The organism is Cryobacterium sp. TMT2-17-1 (genome assembly GCF_004402765.1).
GTDB lineage: Bacteria > Actinomycetota > Actinomycetes > Actinomycetales > Microbacteriaceae > Cryobacterium > Cryobacterium sandaracinum.
In genome coordinates, this window is record NZ_SOGC01000004.1 from 14,039 (window position 1) to 36,513 (window position 22,475).

21 protein-coding genes and 2 pseudogenes are annotated in these 22,475 nt (G+C 69.2%); 12 read left to right on the plus strand and 11 right to left on the minus strand.

Features of this window, described 5'->3' with window-relative positions; genetic code table 11:
• Positions 1-105 precede the first annotated feature (105 nt).
• The 4 genes from E3O47_RS00750 to E3O47_RS00765 all read right to left on the minus strand — a co-directional run bounded on the left by E3O47_RS00750 (position 106) and on the right by E3O47_RS00765 (position 4,555).
• Positions 106-780 (minus strand): response regulator transcription factor, encoded by a 675-nt coding sequence (locus E3O47_RS00750; protein ID WP_134343221.1) that lies wholly within the window; start codon positions 778-780, stop codon positions 106-108.
• A complete protein-coding gene (locus E3O47_RS00755; protein ID WP_134415055.1) occupies positions 774-2,291 on the minus strand; it encodes an ATP-binding protein in 1,518 nt (505 codons plus the stop codon). The genes E3O47_RS00750 and E3O47_RS00755 overlap by 7 nt, the downstream gene beginning before the upstream one ends.
• Before the next feature lie 163 nt (positions 2,292-2,454).
• Positions 2,455-3,315, minus strand: coding sequence for a hypothetical protein (locus tag E3O47_RS00760; RefSeq protein ID WP_134415056.1), 861 nt, complete (start codon positions 3,313-3,315; stop codon positions 2,455-2,457).
• A gap of 349 nt (positions 3,316-3,664) precedes the next feature.
• Positions 3,665-4,555 (minus strand): hypothetical protein, encoded by an 891-nt coding sequence (locus E3O47_RS00765; protein WP_174720192.1) that lies wholly within the window; start codon positions 4,553-4,555, stop codon positions 3,665-3,667.
• 103 nt (positions 4,556-4,658) lie between these two features.
• Between E3O47_RS00765 and E3O47_RS00770 the strand changes: the two genes are divergently transcribed.
• Entirely contained in the window at positions 4,659-5,129 is a 471-nt protein-coding gene (locus E3O47_RS00770) for a universal stress protein (RefSeq protein ID WP_104099266.1), read from the plus strand.
• Between the two features lie 28 nt (positions 5,130-5,157).
• On the opposite strand, the gene E3O47_RS00775 is transcribed toward E3O47_RS00770, so the two are convergent.
• The gene (locus tag E3O47_RS00775; protein ID WP_104099265.1) at positions 5,158-5,385 is read right to left on the minus strand and encodes a PLDc N-terminal domain-containing protein; all 228 of its coding nucleotides are present in this window, start codon (positions 5,383-5,385) and stop codon (positions 5,158-5,160) included.
• A gap of 211 nt (positions 5,386-5,596) precedes the next feature.
• Between E3O47_RS00775 and E3O47_RS00780 the strand changes: the two genes are divergently transcribed.
• Positions 5,597-6,289: a ScbR family autoregulator-binding transcription factor gene (locus E3O47_RS00780; RefSeq protein ID WP_134415057.1), complete on the plus strand. Its 693-nt coding sequence runs from the start codon at positions 5,597-5,599 to the stop codon at positions 6,287-6,289.
• Here the strand turns inward: E3O47_RS00780 and E3O47_RS00785 are convergent.
• Positions 6,286-6,645: a TIGR02611 family protein gene (locus tag E3O47_RS00785; protein ID WP_104099263.1), complete on the minus strand. Its 360-nt coding sequence runs from the start codon at positions 6,643-6,645 to the stop codon at positions 6,286-6,288. The two genes, E3O47_RS00780 and E3O47_RS00785, sit on opposite strands and share 4 nt — an antisense overlap.
• A gap of 175 nt (positions 6,646-6,820) precedes the next feature.
• On the opposite strand from E3O47_RS00785, the gene E3O47_RS00790 reads away from it, so the two are divergent.
• Together E3O47_RS00790 and E3O47_RS00795 are read left to right on the plus strand one after the other, a co-directional pair.
• Entirely contained in the window at positions 6,821-7,231 is a 411-nt protein-coding gene (locus E3O47_RS00790) for an Hsp20/alpha crystallin family protein (protein WP_104099262.1), read from the plus strand.
• Positions 7,232-7,447: 216 nt separating this feature from the next.
• Positions 7,448-9,574, plus strand: a complete 2,127-nt coding sequence (locus E3O47_RS00795; protein ID WP_134419317.1) for a hypothetical protein — start codon at positions 7,448-7,450, stop codon at positions 9,572-9,574.
• Positions 9,575-9,745: 171 nt separating this feature from the next.
• Here E3O47_RS00795 and E3O47_RS00800 read toward each other — a convergent pair whose 3' ends face one another.
• The 3 genes from E3O47_RS00800 to arsB are packed head-to-tail and all read right to left on the minus strand — an operon-like array spanning position 9,746 to position 12,111.
• Complete coding sequence (locus tag E3O47_RS00800) at positions 9,746-10,420, minus strand: arsenate reductase ArsC (protein WP_134415059.1); 675 nt, start codon at positions 10,418-10,420, stop codon at positions 9,746-9,748.
• A gap of 12 nt (positions 10,421-10,432) precedes the next feature.
• Complete coding sequence (locus E3O47_RS00805; protein WP_104099282.1) at positions 10,433-10,843, minus strand: arsenate reductase ArsC; 411 nt, start codon at positions 10,841-10,843, stop codon at positions 10,433-10,435.
• Positions 10,844-10,899: 56 nt separating this feature from the next.
• On the minus strand, positions 10,900-12,111 hold the full coding sequence (arsB, locus tag E3O47_RS00810; protein WP_134419319.1) for an ACR3 family arsenite efflux transporter: 1,212 nt from the start codon (positions 12,109-12,111) through the stop codon (positions 10,900-10,902).
• A gap of 180 nt (positions 12,112-12,291) precedes the next feature.
• Between arsB and E3O47_RS00815 the strand changes: the two genes are divergently transcribed.
• Positions 12,292-12,669 (plus strand): metalloregulator ArsR/SmtB family transcription factor, encoded by a 378-nt coding sequence (locus E3O47_RS00815; RefSeq protein WP_233191100.1) that lies wholly within the window; start codon positions 12,292-12,294, stop codon positions 12,667-12,669.
• A gap of 485 nt (positions 12,670-13,154) precedes the next feature.
• Positions 13,155-13,994, plus strand: coding sequence for a M23 family metallopeptidase (locus E3O47_RS00820; protein WP_241986032.1), 840 nt, complete (start codon positions 13,155-13,157; stop codon positions 13,992-13,994).
• 432 nt (positions 13,995-14,426) lie between these two features.
• On the opposite strand, the gene E3O47_RS00825 is transcribed toward E3O47_RS00820, so the two are convergent.
• Both E3O47_RS00825 and E3O47_RS00830 read right to left on the minus strand, forming a co-directional pair.
• Entirely contained in the window at positions 14,427-14,753 is a 327-nt protein-coding gene (locus E3O47_RS00825) for a CHY zinc finger protein (RefSeq protein ID WP_134342265.1), read from the minus strand.
• 119 nt (positions 14,754-14,872) lie between these two features.
• Positions 14,873-15,694 carry a thioredoxin domain-containing protein gene (locus E3O47_RS00830; RefSeq protein WP_166785296.1) on the minus strand — a complete coding sequence of 274 codons (822 nt, stop codon included), beginning with the start codon at positions 15,692-15,694 and terminating at the stop codon, positions 14,873-14,875.
• Positions 15,695-15,890: 196 nt separating this feature from the next.
• Between E3O47_RS00830 and E3O47_RS00835 the strand changes: the two genes are divergently transcribed.
• The 6 genes and pseudogenes from E3O47_RS00835 to E3O47_RS00860 all read left to right on the plus strand — a co-directional run bounded on the left by E3O47_RS00835 (position 15,891) and on the right by E3O47_RS00860 (position 22,236).
• Entirely contained in the window at positions 15,891-16,268 is a 378-nt protein-coding gene (locus E3O47_RS00835; RefSeq protein WP_134419322.1) for a hypothetical protein, read from the plus strand.
• Positions 16,268-16,707 (plus strand): annotated as a pseudogene (locus tag E3O47_RS00840) (family 1 glycosylhydrolase); the annotation flags it as partial. The gene E3O47_RS00835 and the pseudogene E3O47_RS00840, both read left to right, overlap by 1 nt.
• A gap of 223 nt (positions 16,708-16,930) precedes the next feature.
• A complete protein-coding gene (locus E3O47_RS00845) occupies positions 16,931-18,208 on the plus strand; it encodes a multidrug effflux MFS transporter (RefSeq protein WP_241976767.1) in 1,278 nt (425 codons plus the stop codon).
• A 259-nt stretch (positions 18,209-18,467) separates the two neighbouring features.
• Positions 18,468-19,181 carry a phosphatase PAP2 family protein gene (locus E3O47_RS00850; RefSeq protein WP_233191097.1) on the plus strand — a complete coding sequence of 238 codons (714 nt, stop codon included), beginning with the start codon at positions 18,468-18,470 and terminating at the stop codon, positions 19,179-19,181.
• A gap of 182 nt (positions 19,182-19,363) precedes the next feature.
• A pseudogene (locus tag E3O47_RS00855) lies at positions 19,364-20,634 on the plus strand (saccharopine dehydrogenase C-terminal domain-containing protein).
• Positions 20,635-20,862: 228 nt separating this feature from the next.
• Positions 20,863-22,236, plus strand: coding sequence for an FAD-binding oxidoreductase (locus E3O47_RS00860; RefSeq protein ID WP_134415054.1), 1,374 nt, complete (start codon positions 20,863-20,865; stop codon positions 22,234-22,236).
• Positions 22,237-22,475: the final 239 nt, after the last annotated feature.

The window sequence follows — 22,475 nt, forward strand, 5'->3', positions numbered from 1 at the left end:
CACCGAGCGCAAGCGGAACACGGAAGGCCCCGAGCGGAACTCGGGGCCTTCCGTCCTGCGCCCCCAGACGCGGGAATCGTGCCGGCCGCCGCGGCCCGCCAGGCTCTACGACCGAGGTGAGCCCCGCTCGCCGCGTTCGTCACGGAGCCGCTCGAAAGCGCTCTCGCGGTCCGTGAGGGCGAGCTTGCGGAGCACAGCCGAGACGTGCACCCGCACCGTCGTCGGCGACACGAACAACCGGGCGGCTACCGCCTTGGTGGAGTTTCCCTCCGCAAGCAACTCCATCACCTCCCACTCCCGCGCGCTGAGCTTGCTCGCGGCCACGGAGCGGCGCAGGAAGCGGCGCCGCGCGGGCGCCCGGAACTCGCCGAGCACCCGCAGCATGAGCTCCGGCGCCATGGCCGCCTCGCCCGCCAGAACAGCCCGCAGCGCACCCGGCAGAGCGCCGGGATCGGTATCCTTGAGCAGGTAGCCTGAGGCACCCGCGCGCAGGGAATCGAAGAGGTCGTCGTCGTCCTTCGACATCGTGAGCATCACGATGGGCGTCTCCGGCAGGCTCCGGCCGATCTCCCGGGCGGCGTGGATCCCATTCCCCGGCATGTTGATATCGAGCAGCACCACGTCGGGGCGGTGATCGAGGGCGAGCCGGATCGCATCCGCTGCGCTTGCTCCCTCGCCGCAGATTTCGCAGCCACCGGCCTCGAGGGCCTGGCGGATCAGCGATCGTATCGGGGCATGGTCGTCGGCGATGACGACGCGGATGCCGGTGCCGTCTACCACTGGACCGTCACCACGCTTCCGCCCGCGGGTCGTGCCTCCACGTTGAACGTGCCCGGAAGCGCCCGCGCCCGAGCCTGCATGCTGACCAGGCCGTAACCGGTTGTGTCGGTGCCGGCCGGCACATCGAACCCCACCCCGTCGTCCGCAATCGCGAGGCGCCGACGGCCTCCGGCCTCGCTGAGCCGGATGTGCACCCCCATGGCTTTGCCGTGGTGCACCGCGTTGGACACCGCCTCCCGGGTGATGCGCATCAGCGCGTGTTGCTGCTCCGAATCGACGGTGATGGCCTCATCGAGGTCGACCCGCAGGTCGATTCCGTACCTCGCGGCCAGCTCCGTGGCCGCCCGGTGAACGGTGAAACTCAGCGGCTCATCGCTCGTGCGTCCGAGCGCCTGCACGGCCGCCCGCGCCTCGTCGAGGGCGCGATCACAGGCGTTGACGATACGGATGCCGGATGCGACATCCACGGGAATGGCGTGGCTTTCCGCGCGGATATAGGCGAGCTCCTGAATCACTCCGTCGTGCAGCTCGCGGGCGAGCCGCCGCCGATCATCGAGCACCGCCGCGGTGACCTGCGCCCGCCAGTAGGTCCGGATCTCCCGCGCCGCGCCGACCAGCAGCAGCAGGTAGCAGCCGGTGCGGAGAAGATCCCCGGTGTAGAGCCAGTCCGTGTACAGGGATGGGAAGAGCACGTAGTTCAGGCGGGCGAACGCCCCGAGCGCACAGGCCGGGCCGAGCCAGCGGAGCAGTTCGTCGTCCCGTTTGGCCGACTGTGACGCAAAGGCCACCGAGGCGATGAAGAAACTCACGGCCGCCGCGCCCTGGGCGAGGAGCAGCACGGGATGGCCCGTCAGGAGCGCGTTCTCCGCGGAAACCGGGGCGGAACCCGGGTCGAACGCCACGGGGAGCCGGTCCCGGCCGGTCCAGAGGGCGAGGTAGACCGCGGCCACCAGGGGGAGGGGAACCAGCGCCAGCAGCCGGCGCCGGAGCATCCGTTTCGCGGGTCGCGTGTGCGCCAGGGCAGCGGCCAGGATCAGCAGGGCGCCCACGACCCGGATGGCCAGCGGAAGCCAGATGTCGAGCGTTTCCGCGCGGATTCCGCCGAGCACCTCGGTCAGGTAGGTCAGGCCCAGGCCCGCCGCGGCAAGCAGCACGAGACCCTGGAAGAGCAGCAGATCCTGCAGCCGGCCGTGCCGCAGGAACCGACCGAACACGAGGGACGCCACCAGCAACGCCACGCAGGCGTCGACCGAGTCGAGAACGAGGTGAGCCGAGGGATTGCGGACCCCGAAGACCACGGCGGGGCTCCACAACAGGGCGCTGGTGACGGCCAGCCCGACGAGCCAGGCGGCGATGGTGAGTCGTGAGCGACCCGCCCACGCCCCGAGCGCGTGCACTCGCCGGTCAGGCTCTGCGCCGCGGGAGTCGTCCTGCGGATGCCCGGCCGGGGACAGCGGCGGGGCAGCGAAAACCGCGGGGGAGCGAAAACTTCGGGGTCCTGTGGTGCCCATGAGAATCGCCTTGGGAACGCGTTGCCGGAGCTGTCGGGTCAGCCGCTCGGGTGAGGCGATCCTAGCCGCGCCGCCTCCGGGCGGTCAGTCCCCGAATGGGGGACAAGGCAGACGGATGCCCGAACGCGCACTGCGCGTCCGGGCATCCGTTCTAATGCGGGTGCTAGTTTCCGGCGTGAATGTCCGCGTCGGCACCGGCCCCCGCGTCGGCACGGGCACCGGCGTCAGCCTCGGCAGCCACGTGTGCCTGGACCCGCTCGGCGATCTTCTGGACCACGCTGCCGTAGTCGCCGCTGAGGGCGGATTCTTCGAGCTTCTGCGCGGCGGCCTCCTGCTCGGCGGCGGGCGCGTTCTTCAGCTCGGCCAGGTCGGCCTGCAGGTCGGCCGGCAGGTTGTCGAGGAGCGCGGGGTTGTCCGCCAGCTTGAGGGCCAGTTCCGTCACCGAGGATCCGGCGTCCGCGGTCGGGTCGGTGTCCGCGGTGCCCGGCGCGGTGCCGAGGTCACTGCCCAGGGCGGCCTCCATGGCGGCGGTCAACGGGTGCTCCGGGTTGTCCCGCACGGCCTCGGCGATCTTCGTGATCTCCTCGCCGTAGCCGCCGGCCAGCGCGGTGGTGCGCACGGTGTCGACGGCGGCGGCCCGGTCGGTCGCCCCGGAGGCGTCCGTGAGCGCGGTCAGGTCATCCTGCAGGTTCGCCGGCAGGGTGTCGAACAGCTCGGCGTGCTCGGAGAGGGTGGTGGCCACCTTCTGGGCCTTCACATTGCCGCTCTGCCCGTGGGAAAGGTCTGCGCGAAGTTCGGCCGAAAGCGACGCCAGGAATTCGCCGTTCGCCGTGGCGCCGGCATCCCCGCGCGTGCCGGCACTCGAGCTGAAACTCGTTGTGGGCTCGGCGCTCTGAGGGGCGGCGGTGGCGCCCTGCGCGCCGACGCCGAGAAGGGCTCCGGCGGTCAGCACGGAGGCGGCGCCGAGGGCGACGCGCTTGGTGCGGGAGGTGTCGGCTGCCGGGGAGATCGTGTGCTTGTTCAAAGTGGATCCTTTCGATTGCGGCGGCCGGTCGGCGAAAAACCCGATCGACCGTTCGTAGTCATCGGAGGAGTTTAGGTACCGGGAGTGGGGGGCCGGTCCGTGCGGGCTGGGAATCGGGTTGGCTGCCCAGCTGTTCCGGTCGGGTGTGTCACCGGGCCCCGTCACCGTCCGGTGCGCGCACATTCGGGCCAGGAATACCGCCTGATCAGGGATTGAGAGTGCCAGGTCACGGGTGTTCGCCCGGCCGGGCGACCGGACCCGGCGGAGCCCCAGGACCTCGGGGCGATTACGCTCTGCGCGGAGAAACCGGCGGAGAAACCAGCGCGGAAACGCGAACCGTCGGGACCGCTCAGGGCGTCGGCAACAGCCCGTGCTTGCGGCAGGGCTGGCCGCCGACGAGGTTCAGGCACGAGTTGAACGCCGTGGGATAGCCCACGGCCTCCGACGCCCCGAACCACTGGTTGTAGAACCGCCAGAAGTTCAGGTTGCCGTGCGTCGAGCATCCGTCGCCGTCGGTGCCCGGGCGTGCCAGCGCGGCGGAATTGGGCTGGTACGGCGTGTAGTTGTAGAGGTTCGCGGTGGCCTGGTTCTCGATGGTGACGGAGGACACCCCGCAACTCGCATCCGGATTGAAGCCCACGCGCACGGTTCCGATCTTGTAGGCGCGCTCGGGCTCCTGGGTGTACTGCCGGAACTGCCAGGCGGCACGGTAGACCTGGTTGAAGAAGCCGAAGTACGCCGTGTCGCAGTCGGCCGTGTCGGGGCAGCCGTAGCCGGTGGCGCGCAGATAACCGGATGCGCTCGGCCGGGTAAGCAGGGACTGCTCCTTCTGCAGCAGCACGAGCAGCACCTTCGGGCTGATGGAGCAGGCCGCGGACACCTTCGCGATGATGCGGGCGGCCGACTCGTTGCGGCCCCCGGGGTAGGCGGTGCAGTGCCCCTCGCCGTGGGCCGGCTGGGAGATCGTGTTCTCCTCGTAGTCGGCCAGGCACGGTGAGCCGTCACGGGGGATGCAGGAGCGCTCCCCCAGGAACGACTGGATCTCGCCCTCGTTCAGGGAGTCGGCGTTGTAGAAGTTGTAGTCGCTGATGATCGCACCGGGGGCGAAACCGGTAGGCGCGGCTGCTTCGTCGGTGGTGTGCACCGACGCGGCCAGCGCCAGACCAGCGCCCAGCACGGCCAGAGTGACGACCATCGCCAGTGCGGTCTGTCGTCGACGCGGCGTGCCCAGGTACGTCATAGGGGAGACCTTACCGGGGCACTGCGGGAAGGGGCTGGGAGCAGGCGGCCGACACGCAGCAGCGCGCGCGTCGCGACCCGGGCCCCCGGAGTAGCTTGGGGTCATGCCTGACACACAGCCAGAACAGACTCCCGTTTCCAGCGACAGCATCGTCGTCGGACACGACGGATCGGGTCACGCCGATCACGCCGTGACCGTGGCGCTCGACCTCGCCGAGCAGCTGCACGCACCGGTCGTGCTGGTGCGCGCGTGGTCCATCGACACGGCGCCGCGCCCGGCCAACTGGGAATTCGGCTATGTCGCGTCGATCGAGGACTATGCCGACGCGGTGCGCATTGAGCTCGGCGAGGCCGTGATGGCCGAGGTGGCCAAGCACCCCGACGTGAAGGTCACCTACCGGGCTGTCTACGCCAGTCCGTTGAAGTCCCTGATCGACGTGTCCCGAGGCGCACGGATGCTCGTGGTCGGCTCCCGCGGCCGCGGCGGCCTCAGCGGCATGCTGCTGGGTTCCGTGAGCGAACAGTGCGTGCGGCACGCCAAGTGCCCGGTGCTGGTCGTGCGCCCGAACACCTGAGCCGACCGCCGGCGGCGGTCGGCTCCAGTCAGCTCTGGTCGGCGTCGATCCGGTTGCCGACCGCGAACCAGGCGACCGCCCCGAAGACCGGCGCGCAGACGACGGCCAGCACCCAGCTCGCCCGCGCCGCCTGCCGCAGGTGGATGGCCCGGCTGATCTGTGTCAGGGCGGCGGCGATCAGCGCCGCGCTGCCCAGAACGGCGAGGCCGCCGAGTCCGAGTGCTGCCATCTGCACCATGCCTGCACTATCGATCATTACGACCTCCCCTGTTGAACCCCCTGAGACGCCCGTTTTCCCCAGTCACAGCGTCCCGTGCCTAAACCATACCAAACGGTATCTTCTGTGGGGTCGATTGAGGCAGATTGGTGCCGATTGAGGCAGAGACGATACAACGGATGCGCGGGGCCGTGTGCGACCCCGGTTCGGGCAGTCGCTACGCTGGAAACCGGAATAACCGAGGAGTGGAATGGCGCAGCAACAACGGGCGATCGGAACGCGGGCGGCGATCATCCGAGGTGCGGCGGTCGCCTTCCGGGAGCACGGGTACGGCAGCACGACTCTGGCCGGACTGGAAGTCGCCGCCGGAGTGAGCAAGGGCGCACTCTATTTTCATTTCGCGTCCAAGGAGGCGCTCGCGCTCGCCGTGATCGAGGCGCAGCACGAGGCCTCGATCGGCTTGGGCCAGAGGCTGCTGGACGGCACGGTGCCCGGGTTGCAAGCCCTCATCCTGATGACTTTTGAGCTGGCGGCGCAGGTGCGGGACGAGCCGGTGGTGAGTGCCGGCATCCGTCTCACCATGGAGGCCTCCAATTTCTCGGTGCCGGTGGTCGGTCCGTTCCATGACTGGATCGATGTCTGCGGGAAGGTGCTGCGACGCGCGATCGATGAAGGCGACGTTTCGGCCGATCTGAATGTAGAGGCCGCCGCGCACTTCATCAGCCCCGCCTTCACGGGCGTGCAGACCGTCTCCCAGGTGCTCACCGGGCGGGCGGACCTCTTCCAGCGGGTGGAGGAGATGTGGGCGCTGCTGCTGCCGGGCCTGCTCCCGGCCGGGCTTCCGGACGAGCGGCGGGCGAATCTGACCGCCCTGCCGGCCCAGGTACGGGCGAGCTGCGCCGCGGGCCCGGGCGCTGCGGGCGGGGTGGCGGATCGGGCCTAGGACCCAGCCGAAGCGCTCGACCCTCCGGCGGACGCGCGCGCCCGGCGGGAGCGCCACCACGCCCAGACCGTAGTCAGGATGCGCTTGAGGGCCACCGCGATGCGGTGCGCGGTGGGGAATTCCGTGCCCAGGATCGCGATTCCGAGGAAGACGACCAGCCAGCCGGGCCCCGGCAGGGGCACCAGGAGGAGCCCGATGACGGCCACCGTGGAGCCGAGCACGCCGACCACAGTGCGGTAGAGCCAGCGCAGCCGCGGATGCTGGTCCACCCAGGCGCGGCTCCGGCGCAGGAAGCGCCGGATCGGGTGCGCGGAAGTGCGTTCGCTGGCGATATCGCGCTGCAGGATGACGGTCATTCGCTCAGGTTAAGCGGGGTCGCTGGGAACCTGCTGCGCGGGCATCCGTCGCCGCTGTCGCCCCCATCGCCGCGGCGTGGCACGGGCCTCGGGGGTACTGTGTGTGGCATCTGGAGCAACATCCGGGTGACCACATCCAAGTGACTACATTCGGGCAACACGGAGGAGACGAATCATGGCTGCACTTGCAAAACGCGAGCGTTTCGAAATGCCGGAGCCGGTGCGGCGCTTTTTCGAGGGCGACTGGGACACTCCGGCCCTGCGGGTGGAGGAATTCCGCGACGGCGGCAGCCTGGTTGTGAGGGCGGAATTGCCTGGAATCGACCCGGAAAGAGATGTCGATGTGTCGGTCAGCGACGGCGTGCTGCACATCCAGGCCGAGCGGCAGGAAAAGACCGAGCACAAGGACAAGGACGGTTACCGGACCGAGTTCCGGTACGGCTCGTTCACGCGCGACATTGCGCTGCCCCGCGGAGCCAAGGAAGAGGATGTGACGGCGTCCTACCGGGACGGCGTGCTCGAGGTGCGCGTGCCGGTGCCCGAGGGTGCCGAGGAGCCGAAGAAGGTGCCGATCGCGCGAAGCTGAGCCGGTCGGGCGCCCGCGCGCTCGGCGGGAGTCGCCGATTGTGCCGAGAGTCCCCGTTGCACGGGCGATTCTCGGCACACGAGGCGACTCTCGACGATGCGGGGACCCTCCAGCCCCGAATGGGGGACGCAATGCGCCACTTCTCTTGACTCGCGTCGCCTTAACCGGTTTAGTTAGCTGTACCAAACCGGTTCAGGCTGAACCAGGAGAGAAGAAATGACGTACAACGCTGTTCGCTCACAGTCCCCCCGCCCGCGATCTCTGAAAGCCGTGGCCCTCACCGCCGCGGTCTCGCTGCTCCTGCTCGGAGCCGGCACCGCCGCGGCCGCCGCGGCACCGCCATCCGGTGCAGCCGGCGCATCCGGTGCACCGGCCGGAGTCGTCGCCACCCGGCCCGCCGCCGCGGCGTCCGCGCCGCTGACCAACCTGTCCCACCTCACGTTCCTGCTCGACACCGTGCCGCTGGCCACGGTGGAGGGGCACACCACCTACGAAATCGACGCGCAGCCCACCGCCCAGGCGCCGTGGACCTACGCCGATAAGCAGGCCGACGGCAGTTACGGCAGGGTCGGCGGCGGGTCGCTCGACCCCTCGACCGGGCACTGGAGCCAGGGCGCATACAACGCCGACGACATCGCCCGCACCGCGGTCGTCTACTTACGCCACTGGCAGCAGACCGGTGACGAGACCAGCCGCGAGCACGCTGTGCAGACGCTGCGCTCCCTCACCTACCTGCAGACCACGACCGGTCCGAACGCCGGAAACGTCGTGCTCTGGCAGCAGCCCGACGGCACCCTCACCCCCAGCGCCAGCCCGGTGGAACTGCCCGACCCGAGCGACTCGGCCGAGTCCTACTGGGTGGCCCGCGCCGTCTGGGCCCTCGGCGAGGGCTTCGCCGCCTTCCAGGATGCCGACCCCGAGTTTGCCGCGTTCCTGCAGGACCGCCTGCGCCTGTCGCTCGACTCCCTCGAGCGCCAGTCGCTCGGCAAGTACGGCACCTTCGATGTGGCCGACGGCGTCAACGTGCCGGCCTGGCTCATCGCGGGCGGGGCGGATGCCTCCGCCGAGGCCGCGCTCGGCCTCGCCGCCTACGTCACGGCCGTCCCGGACGACGACACCGCCCGCACCGCGCTGACCCGGCTCACCGAGGGGGTCGCCGGGATGTCCTCCGGCTCCGCCACCGAGTGGCCGTTCGGCGCGATCATGCCGTGGAACAAGTCGCAGACCCTGTGGCACGCCTGGGGCGGACTGGCCCCGGCTGCCATCGCCACCGCGTCCACGGCGCTCGGACGCACGGACTTGCTCGGCGCCGCCGTGCAGGATGCTGCCCGCTTCACCCCTCAGCTGTTGGCCGCCGGCGGACCGGACAACGCCTGGAGCCCCACCCCGGGTGAGGCGCAGATCGCCTACGGCGTCGACTCTCGCGTGCAGGGGCTCGTCACCACCGCCGCGGCCGCGAACGCCCCGGGGCTGCTCGACCTCGCCGCAGTGACCGCCGCCTGGTTCTTCGGCGCCAACCCGAACGGCGCTCCGGCCTACAACCCGGCAACCGGTACGGCCATCGACGGCATCGAAACCGACGGCCGGATCAACCCCAATTCGGGTGCCGAATCCACCATCCATGCCCTGATGACCATGCTCACCCTGGACGCGAATCCGTCGCTGAAGGTCAAGGCCCTCGGCATCGACGAAACCGTCTCCACCGTCGGGCTCAGTGTCGTCGAGGCCGAGTCCGGCACCATCACGGGCGGCGGGTCAGTGGTCACGCCGCCGTCGTCCTGGACCGGCGAGGCCAACCTCTCCGGCGGCGCCTACGTGGCGCTGGGCGCGGGCGACTCGCTGAGCATCCCGGTTCCCGCTGCCGACCAGGCTCGCAATGTCTTCCCGATCGTGAATCAGGCCGAGGCGGACTCCGGGGCCACAACCTGGGCGTCGGCGACGTCGACGCTGGGCAGCACGAGCAACGGCGGCGCGGGTGCTCAGGGCATCACGGATGCCCCCGGACGCCTGTTCCCGCTCACGCTCGAGCTGGCTCTGCCGGGGGCGGACACCGCGGTCGTCGGCATGGCCGACGGGGCGGCATCCGTTGACGCGCTGCTGATCCAGCCGCTGATCTCGACGATCACGGTGACCGGGTCGGCGGGGGAGTCCACGGTGTACGTCAGCGCGGCGACCGAGACCAGCGTGCGCACGGTCGGCGTGCCACGTGGCTACCGGCTGGCGCAGGAGGCGTTCGATGCGACCGGCCAGCTCGTCGCATCCGTCGACAAGAAGGCGCCGAAGAAGGGAACCGTGACGGTCGCCGCCGGCGGGTTCACGGTGGCGAAGCTGGTGCGCAAGTAGGGGCCGGCGCCCTCGGGCGTGCCTGCGCGCGCCCGTGCCCGCGCGACGAGAGTCGCCGTTGATGCCGAGAGTCCCCGTTGCAGGGGCGACTGTCGGCAGAAACGGCGACTCTCGGCGGTGGCGGTGGCGGTGGTGGGGTGGCAGGGGCAGGGGCAGTGGCAGGGGCAGGGGCTAGGGGAGCGGCAGTGGCTCGGGGTCGACACCGAGGGTCGTGAGCATGGCCTCGACCTGATGCCGGATCTGGTCCCGGATGCGACGCACCTCTGGGGTCGGCTGATCGGCCGGGTCGGCCAGCTTCCAGTCCTGGTAGAGCTTGCCCGGATAGACCGGGCAGGCGTCGCCGCAGCCCATGGTGACGACGACGTCGGCGGCCTGCACGACGTCATCCGTCAGCGGTTTCGGGAACTCCTCGTCCAGGTTGAGGCCGAGTTCGGTCATCACCGCCATCACCGTGGGGTTCAGTCCCTTTGCCGGCGCTGAACCGGCCGAACGCACGTGCACCCGACCGCCAGACAGGGCCTGGGTCATCACCGCCGCCATCTGGGACCGCCCCGCGTTCTGCTCGCAGACGAACAGGACCTCGGGGACGTCCTTCGCGATCGCGCCCTTTGCCTGGGCCAGAGCGGTCAGGCGGTCGGTGGCGTAGCGCCCCGTGTTGGTCACGAGGAACGCCGTGACCGTCGACGTGCGCAGGAGCGACGTGTACGACTCGAGCACGTACCGTTCGATCGTTTCGGCGCCGAACACGCCCGAGAACCGGTCGGTGAGGTGCGCGGCCAGCCGTCGCAACGACTCCTCGGAGAAGGCTAGTCCGGGCAGTGACCGACGCGCGCTCAGATCGCTCATGGCGGGTCGGACCTAGACCTGGGCGGGGAGGATTTCGGCGAGCAGGCCCTGGATGCGGGCCTTGATCTCGTCGCGGATCGGACGCACGGACTCGATGCCCTGGCCGGCCGGGTCGGCGAGTTCCCAGTCCTCGTAGCGCTTGCCGGGGAAGATCGGGCAGGTGTCGCCGCAGCCCATGGTGATGACGACGTCCGACTCCTTCACGGCCTCGGTGGTGAGGACCTTCGGCACATTGTTGGCGATGTCGATGCCTTCCTCGGCCATGGCCTCGATCGCGACGGGGTTGATCTGGTCCTTGGGCGCGGAGCCGGCAGAGAGCACCTCGACACGGCCCTCGGACAGGGCGGTCATGTAGCCGGCGGCCATCTGAGAGCGGCCCGCGTTGTGCACACAGACGAAGAGAACGGTGGGCTTAGCGGTCATGATCGGTGGTTCCTTCTTGATTTTCGGGGGGTGGACGGCGGGGCGGTGTACAGAGATCAGACCCGGTCGGGAAGCGGGTCGGCGGTGACGTCGGTGACGGCGGTGACGTCGGTGTCGGTTACGGCGGTGTCGGCTGCGGCGGATGCCTGCGCCGCGGCCCCTGAGAACAGCCGTGGCCGCAGCCACAGCGCCACATAGACGAGGGCGACGAGCGCCGGCACCTCGATCAGAGGGCCCACGATGCCCGCCAGGGCCTGGCCGCTGGTGGCGCCGAAGGTGCCGATGGCCACCGCGATCGCCAGCTCGAAATTGTTGCCCGCGGCGGTGAACGCCAAGGTCGTGGTGCGCTCGTAGGAGAGCCCGGTGAGCTTGCCGGTGGCGAATCCGGCGGCGAACATGACAGCGAAGTAGACCAGCAGCGGCAGGGCGATCAGGGCCACGTCGAACGGGCGGTCGATCACCTGGCGGCCCTGCAGGGCGAAGAGCAGCGCGATCGTGAACAGCAGCCCGTAGAGGGCGAACGGGCTGATTTTCGGCAGGAACCGGCTCTCGTACCAGTCGCGGCCGCGGGTGGCCTCGCCGACCCGGCGGGACAGGTAGCCGGCCAGCAGGGGAATGCCGAGGAAGACGAGCACGCTGACGGTGATCGCCCAGATCGAGAACTCCGCGCTCGTGGTAGACAGGCCGAGCCAGGCGGGGAGCACCTGGAGGTAGAACCAGCCCAGCGCGGCGAACGCGATGACCTGGAAGACGGAGTTGAGGGCCACCAGGAAGGCGGCGGCCTCGCGGTCGCCGCAGGCCAGATCGTTCCAGATCAGCACCATGGCGATGCAGCGGGCAAGGCCCACGATAATGAGGCCGGTGCGGTATTCGGGCAGGTCCGGCAGGAAGATCCAGGCAAGGGCGAACATCAGGGCGGGCCCCAGCAGCCAGTTCAGCACCAGCGAGGAGACCAGGAGGCGGCGGTCGCGGGCGACTGCGCGGGCATCCGTGTAGCGAACCTTGGCCAGCACCGGGTACATCATCACGAGCAGCCCGATCGCGATGGGCACGCTGACCGAGCCGATCGTGAACGCAGCGAGCAGGTCGCCGACGCCGGGTGCGACGACCGCCAGTAGCAGGCCCAGGGCCATTGCCGCGAGGATCCAGACCGGCAGGAGACGGTCGACGGCCCCGAGCCGCGCCGGGGCGATGGCGTTTTGCGCGGCAGCCGGCTGCACGTTGGGCGGGGCGGTGGGGCGGGAGGTGGTCGATTCGGGGAAGGGCATGTGGCTCCGTGAGCAGGTAAGACAAAAATCGGCGGGTGGGACATAAAATCAGAGGTGTCGATAGGGAGTCTTCCCCAATGCATCGATGGATGTCAATTTATGGGAGATACTGTTCAGATGTCGTTCACCGAGACCCGTGCCGTGCCTGAGGCGTCGACCGCTGCGGTCGCCGTGGATCTCGTGACGGATGGCGCGGTTGCTTCGGATGTCGCAGATGGCACGACGGATGCCGCTGGCGCGGCCGCTGCCTGCTGCGCCCCTGCCGCGCGCGAAGCGATCGGCGCCGATGAGGCGGAGCGGCTCGCCCGGTTGCTGAAGGCCGTGGCCGACCCGGCCCGATTGCGTCTGGTCTCGCTGGTGGCCGCGCACGACGATATGGAGGCCTGCGTCTGCGACCTCACCGAACCCCTCGGGCTCAGTCAGCCCACCGTGTCACACCACCTCAAAGTGCTGGTGGATGCCGGTATCCTGACCCGCGACAAGCGTGGCACCTGGGCGTACTACCGGCTCGTGCCGGGCGCGCTCGGCACGCTGGCGGATCGGGTGCTCGGGCTCTGAATTTGTGGCTCTGCGTTTGTGGCTCTGCGTTTGTGGCTCTGCGGGTGCTGCTCTGCGGTTGCGGAGCAGAGTTTGCGGCTCCGAGGTTGCTGTGCTGAGTTTGCGGTGCTGCGCGTGCGGGCTAGACTGAAGGGTTGAGCTTTCGGGCGATCGCGCGTGGCGTCGATCCTGGGCCGCCGGCCGGAACATCCGTGACCGAACTGCGCAAGCCCATTGCTTTATCAGGATACCGAGATATCCTCAATACTTGTGCGCGAAGCCCCACGTCGTGCGGCGCACTTGGACACTTCCTCCGAGGGAGCGTCGTTCCCCGTGGGACTGCTCTGCGCTGTGAGCGCATTCTCCGTCTGAGTGAGGTTCCGGCCCCCCTCACCCGAACCGCGTAACCGCGCCGACGAGAGCTCTCACCATGCCCATTTTTCTCCTGTTCCCTGCCCGCCGCGTTTCGGCGGAAGGTGCCTATGCAGACGCCTAGGCTCAACAGGTTGCCCAGGCTCACCAGATTCACCCTGATCCCGCGTCAGGCCGCCGCCGGCGGATTCGCGATGCTTTTCGCCGGACTGCTCACGGTGGTCCTCGGCATTCCCGCACAGGCCTCGGAACTCGATGTCTACGGCTGGCTGCCGCCGGCCGCCGTGGAAGATTCGGTGCGGGCCTTCGCGGATGGCTCAGCGCATGCCGCCGAGTCCGATCCCGCCGCGCGTGCTGCCGCCGCCCCTGATGCCTCCGCCGCCGAAGCGTCGCTACAGAGCCTGATGCCGAGTGCGGCGGCCACCGCCACCGTGCAGCGCGACGGTTTCACGGTCACTGATGCGCCGAAGCCCGAACCCATACCTGCCGCCCCTGCTGCGGTTCCGAGTGCCGACGATGCGGCCGCTCCGGCCGCCGCTGGTGCAGCCGTGCAGTGGCCCTTCCCGGGCTCGATTCGCCTCTCCGATCCCTATGGTGCGCGCGATGCACCCTGCGGGGGCTGCTCGACGTTCCATAAGGGGCTCGATATGCTTCCCGGCGAGGGTGCACCTGCCCAGGCGGTTGCGGACGGCGTCGTGCGTGAAGTCTCCGCCACGGACAACGGCGGCTTCGGCGTCTACGCGATCGTCGACCACACCGTCGATGGACAGCTCGTCAGCAGCGTCTATGCGCACTTCCAGGCCGGCTCGCTGCAGGTCTCCGCGGGACAGTCCGTGGGCGTGGGCACGCACCTGGGCAACGTGGGCAGCACCGGCGAGAGCACCGGCCCGCACCTGCATTTCGAGATCCTGATCGACGGGATCACCCCGACGGATCCGTACGCCTGGCTGTCGGAGCGCGCCGGCCCGATGTAGTCGCGAGGGGCGCGCAAGTTCCTCGGAATGCTCGGGTTGCGCCGGTTGCGCGGTTCGCGCGGTCTGCGCGGGGGTCGCTGCGTGCCGGCTGGAGCCCGTGCGGGGGTGGAAGGCCTGGCTCAGGCCGGCCAGTGCCCGGCTCAGGCCGGCCAGTGCCCGGCTCAGGCCGGCCAGTGCCCGGCTCAGGCCGCCTCGCCGGTTCAGTTCTGCGGCATTGTCCTGCTTGGCCCGCAGTATCCGCCCTGAACGAATTCGACGGAGATTTTGCCGATTCACCCCCGAAATCGTCGAAACCGGCCTTCGGGGAGCAAAATCTCCGTCGAATTGGTTCCCACCCGGGATCCTGGGTGCCGAAGTGGGTGGCGGTAGCGGTGGCGGTGGCGGTTGCGATGGTGGGGGTTGCCGTGGGTTGTGGGCTCGTGCGGCAGCGGCTCAGGCCGGCGTTGCCGGGAGGTCGAAGTAGAGATGGGCGTGAGCGCGGCATCCGTCGTTGAAGGCGGCGCCGCACGCAGGGCACGCGGTAGTTGCCCGGTAGTCGGCGATCGAGAGTGTGCCGCGGCAGACTCCGCAGAGGATGGCGTGCTCGGCCCAGAGGTCGGCCGGCCAGAGCCGGGCGACATGGGTTTCACCGGCGGAGTGGCACTGGTAGCACGGGTAGAAGCGCCCGCAGCAGAAGAATCTGATCGCCACGACGTCGAGCGCGGAACGGTAGTGCACGCAGCGGGTCTGGGCGTCGACGGTCTGTCCGTGGATCTGCATGGTAGTCCTTCGTGCGAGAGACGATCGCGACTGCACGTGGGGGCGGGGCGGCGCCGGGGGTGAGGCCGGGGCGTCGGGAGTGAGGCTGGGGCACCTCGCGGTGCCCCGAACCCCAGGCGCTACTCGGCGGTGGCCTGCGCTGTGACGAAGGCCTCGAAGGCGGCCGGGTCGTCGAGGGCGCCGGGGTAGGAGACGCCGTTGACGAGCACGGTGGGCGTGCCCTTGACCTGCTCGATGTCGGCGTTGGGGAGAGGGCCGTCGAGGGCGCGTTTAGTGGCGGTGCCGACCCAGGCGGCGAAGGTGTTCTCCGTGATGCAGGTGGCGACCTTCTCGTCGGTGACGCCCGCACTCGTGGCCAGGCTGACCAGGTCTTCGTCGGTCAGGCCCTCGGTGTTCTCCGCGGGCTGGTTCGCGAACAGGGCCGCGTTCAGGGCGAGCACGTTCTCGGGCTCATAGTTGGCGACGCACGCGACGGCGGCCGCGGCGCGGGTCGGGTACTTGCTACCGGCCGAAACCGGATCGAGGATTGAGATCGGGTGCAGCTCGAGCGTGGCGGTGCCCGCGGCGACCCAGCCGGCGATCTGCTCGCCGTTCGTGGTTTCGAACTGGCCGCAGAAGGGGCAGAGATAGTCCGCGTAGACCACGATGTTGGCGGTGTCGCCGAGGGTTGTCGGGTCGGTTGCGATGGGGTTCTCGTCGGCGGCCACGGAGACGGTCTCGACCGGGACGATGTTGGTGCCGTCGCCGCCGAGCAGCACGCCGTCGCTGGCCATGTTGAGCGGGCCCGGCGCCGCAGGTCCCTGGCTGCCGACCACGACGAGGGCCACGACCACGGCAGCCGCGATCAGGCCGGCGCTGATGCCGCCGCGCAGAAGCCAGCGGTTGCGCTTCTCCTTTTTCTGCTGCTCCTCGCGGAGCTGGCGGGCGCTTTCACGCGCCATCTCGCGGCGATCCTTCTTGGGGGGGACAGGTTTGCCGTAGACATTACTCATGAACTAATGCACCGTTTCGTTGCGACTGGCAGGTAGCTCCAAGGTTAGAGGGTCCGTCTCCGGGGGAGGTGCAGCGGGGCTGTGAGGGGGCTGTGAGCGCCGTGCGGAGAACCGAGTCGTCGCCCGCGCGGTCGATCCGCGGTGGTTGGGGCTAATTCAGGAGAAAACGGATGCCGGCGGCTGGGCGCCGCGGGAATCCGGGGCCCGGATCGCGGCATCCGTCGATTCTCCTGAGTTAGCCACACCGCTGCGCCCGGTTCCCGTGGCCGGCCACCCCGAGTACGCGGGTGACCTGGCTGACACGCCGATCCCCGTTTTCCTGGGCGGCCCGGCTGTGCGTACGATCGAGGTCGCGAACCCGGTGGACGGTCCGGCCGAGACCGTCACGGTCCCCGACCGGTCGAGTCCGGCGGCCGGGCGGAGCCCCTCACGGTGCACAACGGTTCGCCGACACCGTTCCGAGCTCGGCGGCCGGGCGCCGGCACCGCGGCATCCGTTTTCGGAACGGCGACACTCACCCTGATGACCAGTGGAAATGCTGACTACCGCGACCCCGGACTCGTTTTCCCCGAGGGGTTCCTTTTCGGTTTGCCACCGCGAGCAGCCAGATCGAGGGTGCCTTCAACGAGGACGGCCGCGGCCCGTCGATCTGGGACACCCTCAGCCGCACCCCCGGCAAGGATCTGAACGGCGACACCGGCGACGTAGCCTCCGACCACTGCCACTGCCACTGCCACTGCCACTGCCTCGACGAAGACCTCGATCTGATGGTGTCGCTCGGTCTGCACGCCTACCGGTCCTCGATTGCGTGGTCCCGCATCCAGCCGACCGGCCGCGGTCCGGCGAACGAGAAGGGGCTGGCGTTCTCTGGGCGTCTCGTCGACGGGCTGCCGGCCCGGGGCATCCGCCCGATCGCGACTCTGTATCACCGGGACCTGCCGCAGGCGCTCGAGGACGAGGGCCCGGAGTAGGTCCCAGCTTCCGGCAGTGGACCGGTGCACGATCGGGCGGATTTCTGCAACTTCCGCGGCGTTCTGTGAATGGGGGAATAGGTGCCGGTGTGGTTGCCTTGTCAGTGAGGGCGGTTCCGTGTTCCGCTGCTGGTGCTGACGCCCGTGATGCGGTGCCGCTAACGAAATCAGACCAGCACGCAGAGCCCCATCGATACCGAGGATCAACACTTTCGTGAGCACCGCCGCCATCACCGTCATTACCGCTGCCGACCTGAGGTCGGCCGCGAAGCATCCCGGGGACGCCCTCTCCCGCGGCCAGCGCCTCGTCTACATCATCGTGCTCGGCGCCCTCACGGCGCTCGGCCCGTTCACGATCGACCTGTACCTGCCGGCGTTCCCGACCCTGGAGCGTGAGTTCGGCGTATCGGCGGCCGCCATCCAGCTGACCCTCACCGGCACCATGATCGGGTTCGGGTTCGGCCAGCTTGTGGTCGGCCCGTGGAGTGACAAGGTCGGGCGTCGCCTGCCGCTGATGCTCGCGACCGGCTTCCACATTCTGGCGAGTGTCGGCGCCGCCCTCTCCCAGGACATCGTCTGGCTCGGGGTCTTCCGTCTGCTGCAGGGCTTCGGCGCCGCGGCCGGCGCGGTCGTCGCCCTGGCGATGGTGCGCGACCTGTTCGGCGGCAAGCCGCTCGTGAAGATGCTTTCCCGCCTCGCGCTGATCAGCGGCCTGGCCCCCGTGCTGGCCCCGGTCATCGGCTCGCAGCTGCTGCTGGTGATGAGCTGGCGCGGCATCTTCTGGGTGCTCGCCGCCTACGGTGCGGTCGTGATCCTGGCCGTCGCGTTCTGGATCGTCGAGACTCTGCCGGATGCTGAGCGCCACACCAAGGGGCACAGTTCCCTCGGTCAGCGCTACCGTGCGGTGCTCAGCGACCGGATCTTCGTCGGCGTCGCGATCATCGGGGCGATGACCTTTACGGGTCTTTTCTCCTACCTCTCGGCGTCGTCGTTCCTGTTCCAGCAGGTCTACGATTTCAGCCCGCAGCAGTACGGCGTGCTCTTCGCCGTCAACTCGCTCGGCATCGTGATGGGTGTGCAGCTCAGCTCCCGACTCATGCACCGCTTCAACATCGGCCCGCAGTGGATCATCTCGGTGTCCACCGTGGTGCTCCTGATCACGGCCGCGGCCATCGTGCTGCTCGACCTCGCCGGCGCGGGACTCTGGGGCACCCTGGTGCCGCTGTGGTTCTTCATCGCGGCTTGCGGTTTCACCCTCCCCAGCGTGCAGGTCATCGCCCTGAACGCGCACGCGCATGAGGCCGGAACCGCCGCGTCGCTGCTCGGCGCCGCGAACTTCGGCGTCGCCGGACTGATCTCCCCGATCGTCGGCGTGCTCGGCGTCGGGACAGCGGTTCCGATGGGCGCCGTGATGGGCGTCACCGCCATCGTGTCGATCTTCGCCCTGTGGCTCATCGTGCGCCCCCGGTCGGTGCCCGCGCTGGAGCACTGAGGCCAGATGGGCGCCGGGTAACGGCATCCTTCAGCCTCCGGTCAGTGGTCAGTGGTCAGTCGTCAGTCGTCAGTCGTCAGTTGCCGCCGGTGGCTAACTCAGGAGATTTCCGATGGTGTGGCCGAGGTGACGACGGATGCCGCGTGATTCCGGCATCCGTCGCCACCGGCTTCGCAGATCTCCTGAGTAAGCCCCCGGAGATGCGCGGCAAATGGCCAGGGCGGGAAGCCGCACGCCCGCACCGATCTAGCATGGACAGATGATGAGCGAGCGCGCCCCCGAGACCGCAGCCACCTCCGCCACCCGACGCATCGCCCGCCGGTGGCCTCTGGTCAGCGGGTCCGCAGCGCTGTTGCTGGCCGTGGGGCTCGGCGCCCTGATCGTGCTGCGCGGCAACGGCCGCCCGCTGGAGATCGACGCCGAGTGGATGGATGAGATCCTCGAGCACCGGGCGCCCGTCTGGGAGTATCTCTCGCTCACGATGAACTACCTCGGTGCCGGAATCGCCGGCGTGATCGTGATCCCGGTGCTGATTCTGGTGGCGCTGCTGCTGCTCAAACGGCCGTGGGCGGCCGGCTACTTCGTGGTTGCCACGATCGTGAGCTCGGGACTGGTGCAGGTACTCAAATCACTGTTCGGTCGGGATAGGCCGGAAGACATGCTGGTCATGTCAGATTTCGGATCCTTTCCGTCCGGCCATGTCGCCAATGCGGCGACCATGGCGGTTTGTCTCGGCATCCTCTTCCCGCGCGTCTGGGTTTGGCTGGCCGGCACCCTCTACACGGTTCTGATGATGGTCAGCCGCACCTATCTGGGCGCACACTGGCTCACGGATACGATCGGCGGGCTGCTGCTCGGTGCGTCCGTCGCCGTGCTGCTCTGGGCCCCGGTCGCCGCGAAGCTCCAGGGAGAGCGCGAGTTGGCGGCGCAGCATCCGTCGCCCTTGCGAATTCGACGGAGAAATTCCGCGTAGAGCCCTTAATCGGGGCAAAATCGCGCGTTTTGGGCAAAATCTCCGTCGAATTGGTTCGGGCGGAGCGCACGGGCGCACGGACGCGCGAGCGCACGGGCGCACGGACGCGCGTGCGCACGGGCGCGTCGGCAGCCGCATCGGCAGCCGCATCGGTAACGGATGCCCCGGGGTAGCGTCGACGCATGAGAATCCTCCTTGTCGGGGCGGGCGGCGTAGGAGACGCGTTCGCGAAGATCATCGCCGGGCGCACGTTCTTCGAGCACGTCATCGTGTGCGACTACGACCTGGCCCGGGCGGAACGCACCATCGTCGCAATCGGCCTGAAGCACGGGCACGCGGCGGCAGCCCGGTTCTCCGCCGAGCAGATCGACGCCGGCGACCCGGACATGGTCGCCGCCGTCGCGCTCAGGCACGGCGCCACCCACGTGATGAACGCGGTCGAGCCGAAGTTCGTGCCCACGGTGTTCGCCGGGGCGCTCGCTGCCGGCTGTGACTACCTCGACATGGCCGTGAGCCTGTCCGAACCGCACCCCACGGACCCCTACCGCCAGACCGGGGTCATGCTCGGCGACGACCAGTTCGCGCAGGCCGCCGACTGGGAGACCGCCGGCCGCCTTGCCCTGGTGGGCATGGGCGTCGAGCCGGGGCTCTCGGATGTCTTCGCCCGCTACGCCTCGGACCACCTGTTTCGGCAGATCGAGGAGCTCGGCACGCGCGACGGTGCCAACCTGGTCGTGCACGACGACGCCGGTAACGAGATCTTCGCGCCATCATTCAGCATCTGGACCACGATCGAGGAGTGCCTGAACCCGCCGCTGAACTTCGAGAAGGACCGCGGCTGGTTCACCACCGAGCCGTTCAGTGAACCGGAGATGTTCGACTTTCCGGAGGGCATCGGCCGGGTCGAATGCGTGAACGTGGAGCACGAGGAGGTGGTGCTGATGCCGCGCTGGCTCGACGCGAATCGGGTCACCTTCAAGTACGGCCTCGGTGAGGAATTCATCGGCGTGTTGAAGACCCTGCACCTGCTCGGCCTCGACCGGGTCGACCCGGTGCGGGTGCGCAGCGCGTCCGGCCCGGCGCTGGTCGCCCCACGCGATGTGGTGGCCGCCTGCCTGCCTGACCCGGCCACGATCGGCCCGCGGATGACCGGCAAAACCTGCGCGGGAGTGTGGGTCACCGGCACGGGTCCGGGCGGCCTGCCGCGCGAGGTCTACCTCTACCACGTCGCCGAAAACGAGTGGACGATGCGCGAATACGACACCCAGTGCGTGGTTTGGCAGACCGCCCTGAACCCGGTGATCGCCCTGGAACTGCTGGCACCTGGACCGGCATCGGCGTGCTCGGCCCGGAGGCCTTCGATGCGAAGGTGTTCCTCGACCTGATGAGCGCGCCCGAAACCGAGGGCGGCTACGGCCAGCCCTGGGGGATGGAGGACCGGCTGGCGTCCTGAGACGCACTCGACCTTCCGACGTGCCAGGCGGATGCCCGTGCGCATAGCTGCGGCCGCGGCGCGGGTGGTGCGCCGCTACGCGCGTGGCGTGCCATCCGCGCAACGGCGTACCATCCTCGCGACGCGAATCCCGGCAGGGGGGATCGGGATTGCCGCCCGATCGAGCCGGATGCGAGATGATGCTGTGACTGAGCGCGAAACATCCGTCGGAACGAAAGCGGTGCGGGAATGATCAATGGTGATGTCTCCTTCTGGTGGAACCAGCTCGGCCGGCCGGCCAACCGCGACCCGCTGCCCGGGCCGACGACGGCCGATGTGTGCATCGTGGGTGCCGGCTATACCGGGCTGTGGACGGCCTATTACCTGAAGAAGGCGGCCCCGGCGCTTCGGATCGTGATTGTGGAGCAGCGCTTCGCCGGCTACGGAGCGTCAGGGCGGAACGGCGGCTGGCTGACCAACTCGGTCACCGGCGGCCGCGAGCAGTACGTGAAGTCGCACGGCCGGGACGCGGCGGCCCGGTTCCAGACCGGCATGAACGAGACCGTGGACGAGGTGATTCGGGTCGCCGAGGCCGAGGGCGTCGATGCCGACATCGTCAAGGGCGGCGAGTTCACCGTGGCCTACGACCAGCCGCAGCAACGAAGGCTGGAGGCATCCGCTCGGTCGGAGCAGGCCTGGGACATGACGGATGTCGAACTCCTCTCCCCGGCGGCTGCGCGCGCCCGTATCGACGTGGCCGGTGCCACCGGGGCGATGTGGCACCCGCACTGCGCGCGCATCAACCCCGCCAAACTCGCGGCCGGGCTTGCCCGGGTGGTGGAGGGCCTCGGCGTGGAGATCTTCGAGAATACCCGGGTCAGCGAGATCATGCCGCACCGGGCGATCACCGACCGCGGCGCCGTGGAGGCGGAGTTCGTGGTGCGCGCGACGGAGGGGTTCACGGCGGGCCTGAAGGGACTGCACCGGGCGTGGCTGCCGATGAACTCGTCGCTGATCGCGACCGCGCCGCTCAGCTCGGACGTCTGGCAGAGCATCGGCTGGGCGGGCCGGGAGACCCTCGGTGACATGGCGCACGCCTATATGTACGCGCAGCGCACCATTGACGACCGCATCGCGATCGGCGGTAGGGGCGTGCCGTACCGGTTCGGGTCGCAGACGGATTCCGACGGGCGGACTCCGGCGAGCACGGTGGAGGCGCTGCGAGGCATCCTGACCCGGTTCTTCCCAGTGACGGCTGGCGCGCAGATCGACCACGCCTGGTCGGGGGTGCTCGGCGTGCCGCGCGACTGGGCGGCGACCGTGGGGCTGGACCCGGCGACCGGGCTGGCCTGGGCCGGTGGCTATGTGGGCACCGGGGTGGCGACGACGAACCTCGCCGGGCGCACGCTGACCGACCTGATCCTCGGCAACGACACAGGCCGCACCCGGCTGCCGTGGGTGAACCACCGGGTGCGTAACTGGGAGCCGGAGCCGCTGCGCTGGCTCGCCGTGCACGCGCTCTACCGCGCCTACTCGCTGGCCGACCATGCCGAGCTGACCCGGCGGCGGACGACATCGCCGATCGCGTCGGTCGCGGACGTGGTCTCGGGTCGAGGACACTAGCGCGGGCGCTCGTGCCGCGCGGCTGTCTCGGTGCGGCCCGGTGCGTGCCCGGTGCGTGAACCGATTCGACGGAGATTTTGCCGATAACAGCTGGTTTGGGGCCGAAAACCTGTCTTCCGGGCAAAATCTCGGCTCTCCTGCTTCATCTGTGGGTGTTTCGGAGCGCCTTAACGGCCGCACGCCGCTTCCTGTCTAGGTTTCTGACTGTCTAGGAACAGAAACTCAAGGGGCAGGAAAAC

Coding starts and splice junctions, on each gene's coding strand:
- E3O47_RS00825 (WP_134342265.1), bottom strand. CDS start 14,753: ATGCAGATCCACGGACAGACCGTCGACGCCCAGACCCGCTGCGTGCAC.
- E3O47_RS00755 (WP_134415055.1), bottom strand. CDS start 2,291: ATGGGCACCACAGGACCCCGAAGTTTTCGCTCCCCCGCGGTTTTCGCT.
- E3O47_RS00830 (WP_166785296.1), bottom strand. CDS start 15,694: ATGGCGCGTGAAAGCGCCCGCCAGCTCCGCGAGGAGCAGCAGAAAAAG.
- E3O47_RS00850 (WP_233191097.1), top strand. CDS start 18,468: ATGATGAGCGAGCGCGCCCCCGAGACCGCAGCCACCTCCGCCACCCGA.
- E3O47_RS00780 (WP_134415057.1), top strand. CDS start 5,597: ATGGCGCAGCAACAACGGGCGATCGGAACGCGGGCGGCGATCATCCGA.
- E3O47_RS00775 (WP_104099265.1), bottom strand. CDS start 5,385: ATGATCGATAGTGCAGGCATGGTGCAGATGGCAGCACTCGGACTCGGC.
- arsB (WP_134419319.1), bottom strand. CDS start 12,111: ATGCCCTTCCCCGAATCGACCACCTCCCGCCCCACCGCCCCGCCCAAC.
- E3O47_RS00805 (WP_104099282.1), bottom strand. CDS start 10,843: ATGACCGCTAAGCCCACCGTTCTCTTCGTCTGTGTGCACAACGCGGGC.
- E3O47_RS00790 (WP_104099262.1), top strand. CDS start 6,821: ATGGCTGCACTTGCAAAACGCGAGCGTTTCGAAATGCCGGAGCCGGTG.
- E3O47_RS00800 (WP_134415059.1), bottom strand. CDS start 10,420: ATGAGCGATCTGAGCGCGCGTCGGTCACTGCCCGGACTAGCCTTCTCC.
- E3O47_RS00765 (WP_174720192.1), bottom strand. CDS start 4,555: ATGACGTACCTGGGCACGCCGCGTCGACGACAGACCGCACTGGCGATG.
- E3O47_RS00770 (WP_104099266.1), top strand. CDS start 4,659: ATGCCTGACACACAGCCAGAACAGACTCCCGTTTCCAGCGACAGCATC.
- E3O47_RS00785 (WP_104099263.1), bottom strand. CDS start 6,645: ATGACCGTCATCCTGCAGCGCGATATCGCCAGCGAACGCACTTCCGCG.
- E3O47_RS00795 (WP_134419317.1), top strand. CDS start 7,448: ATGACGTACAACGCTGTTCGCTCACAGTCCCCCCGCCCGCGATCTCTG.
- E3O47_RS00860 (WP_134415054.1), top strand. CDS start 20,863: ATGATCAATGGTGATGTCTCCTTCTGGTGGAACCAGCTCGGCCGGCCG.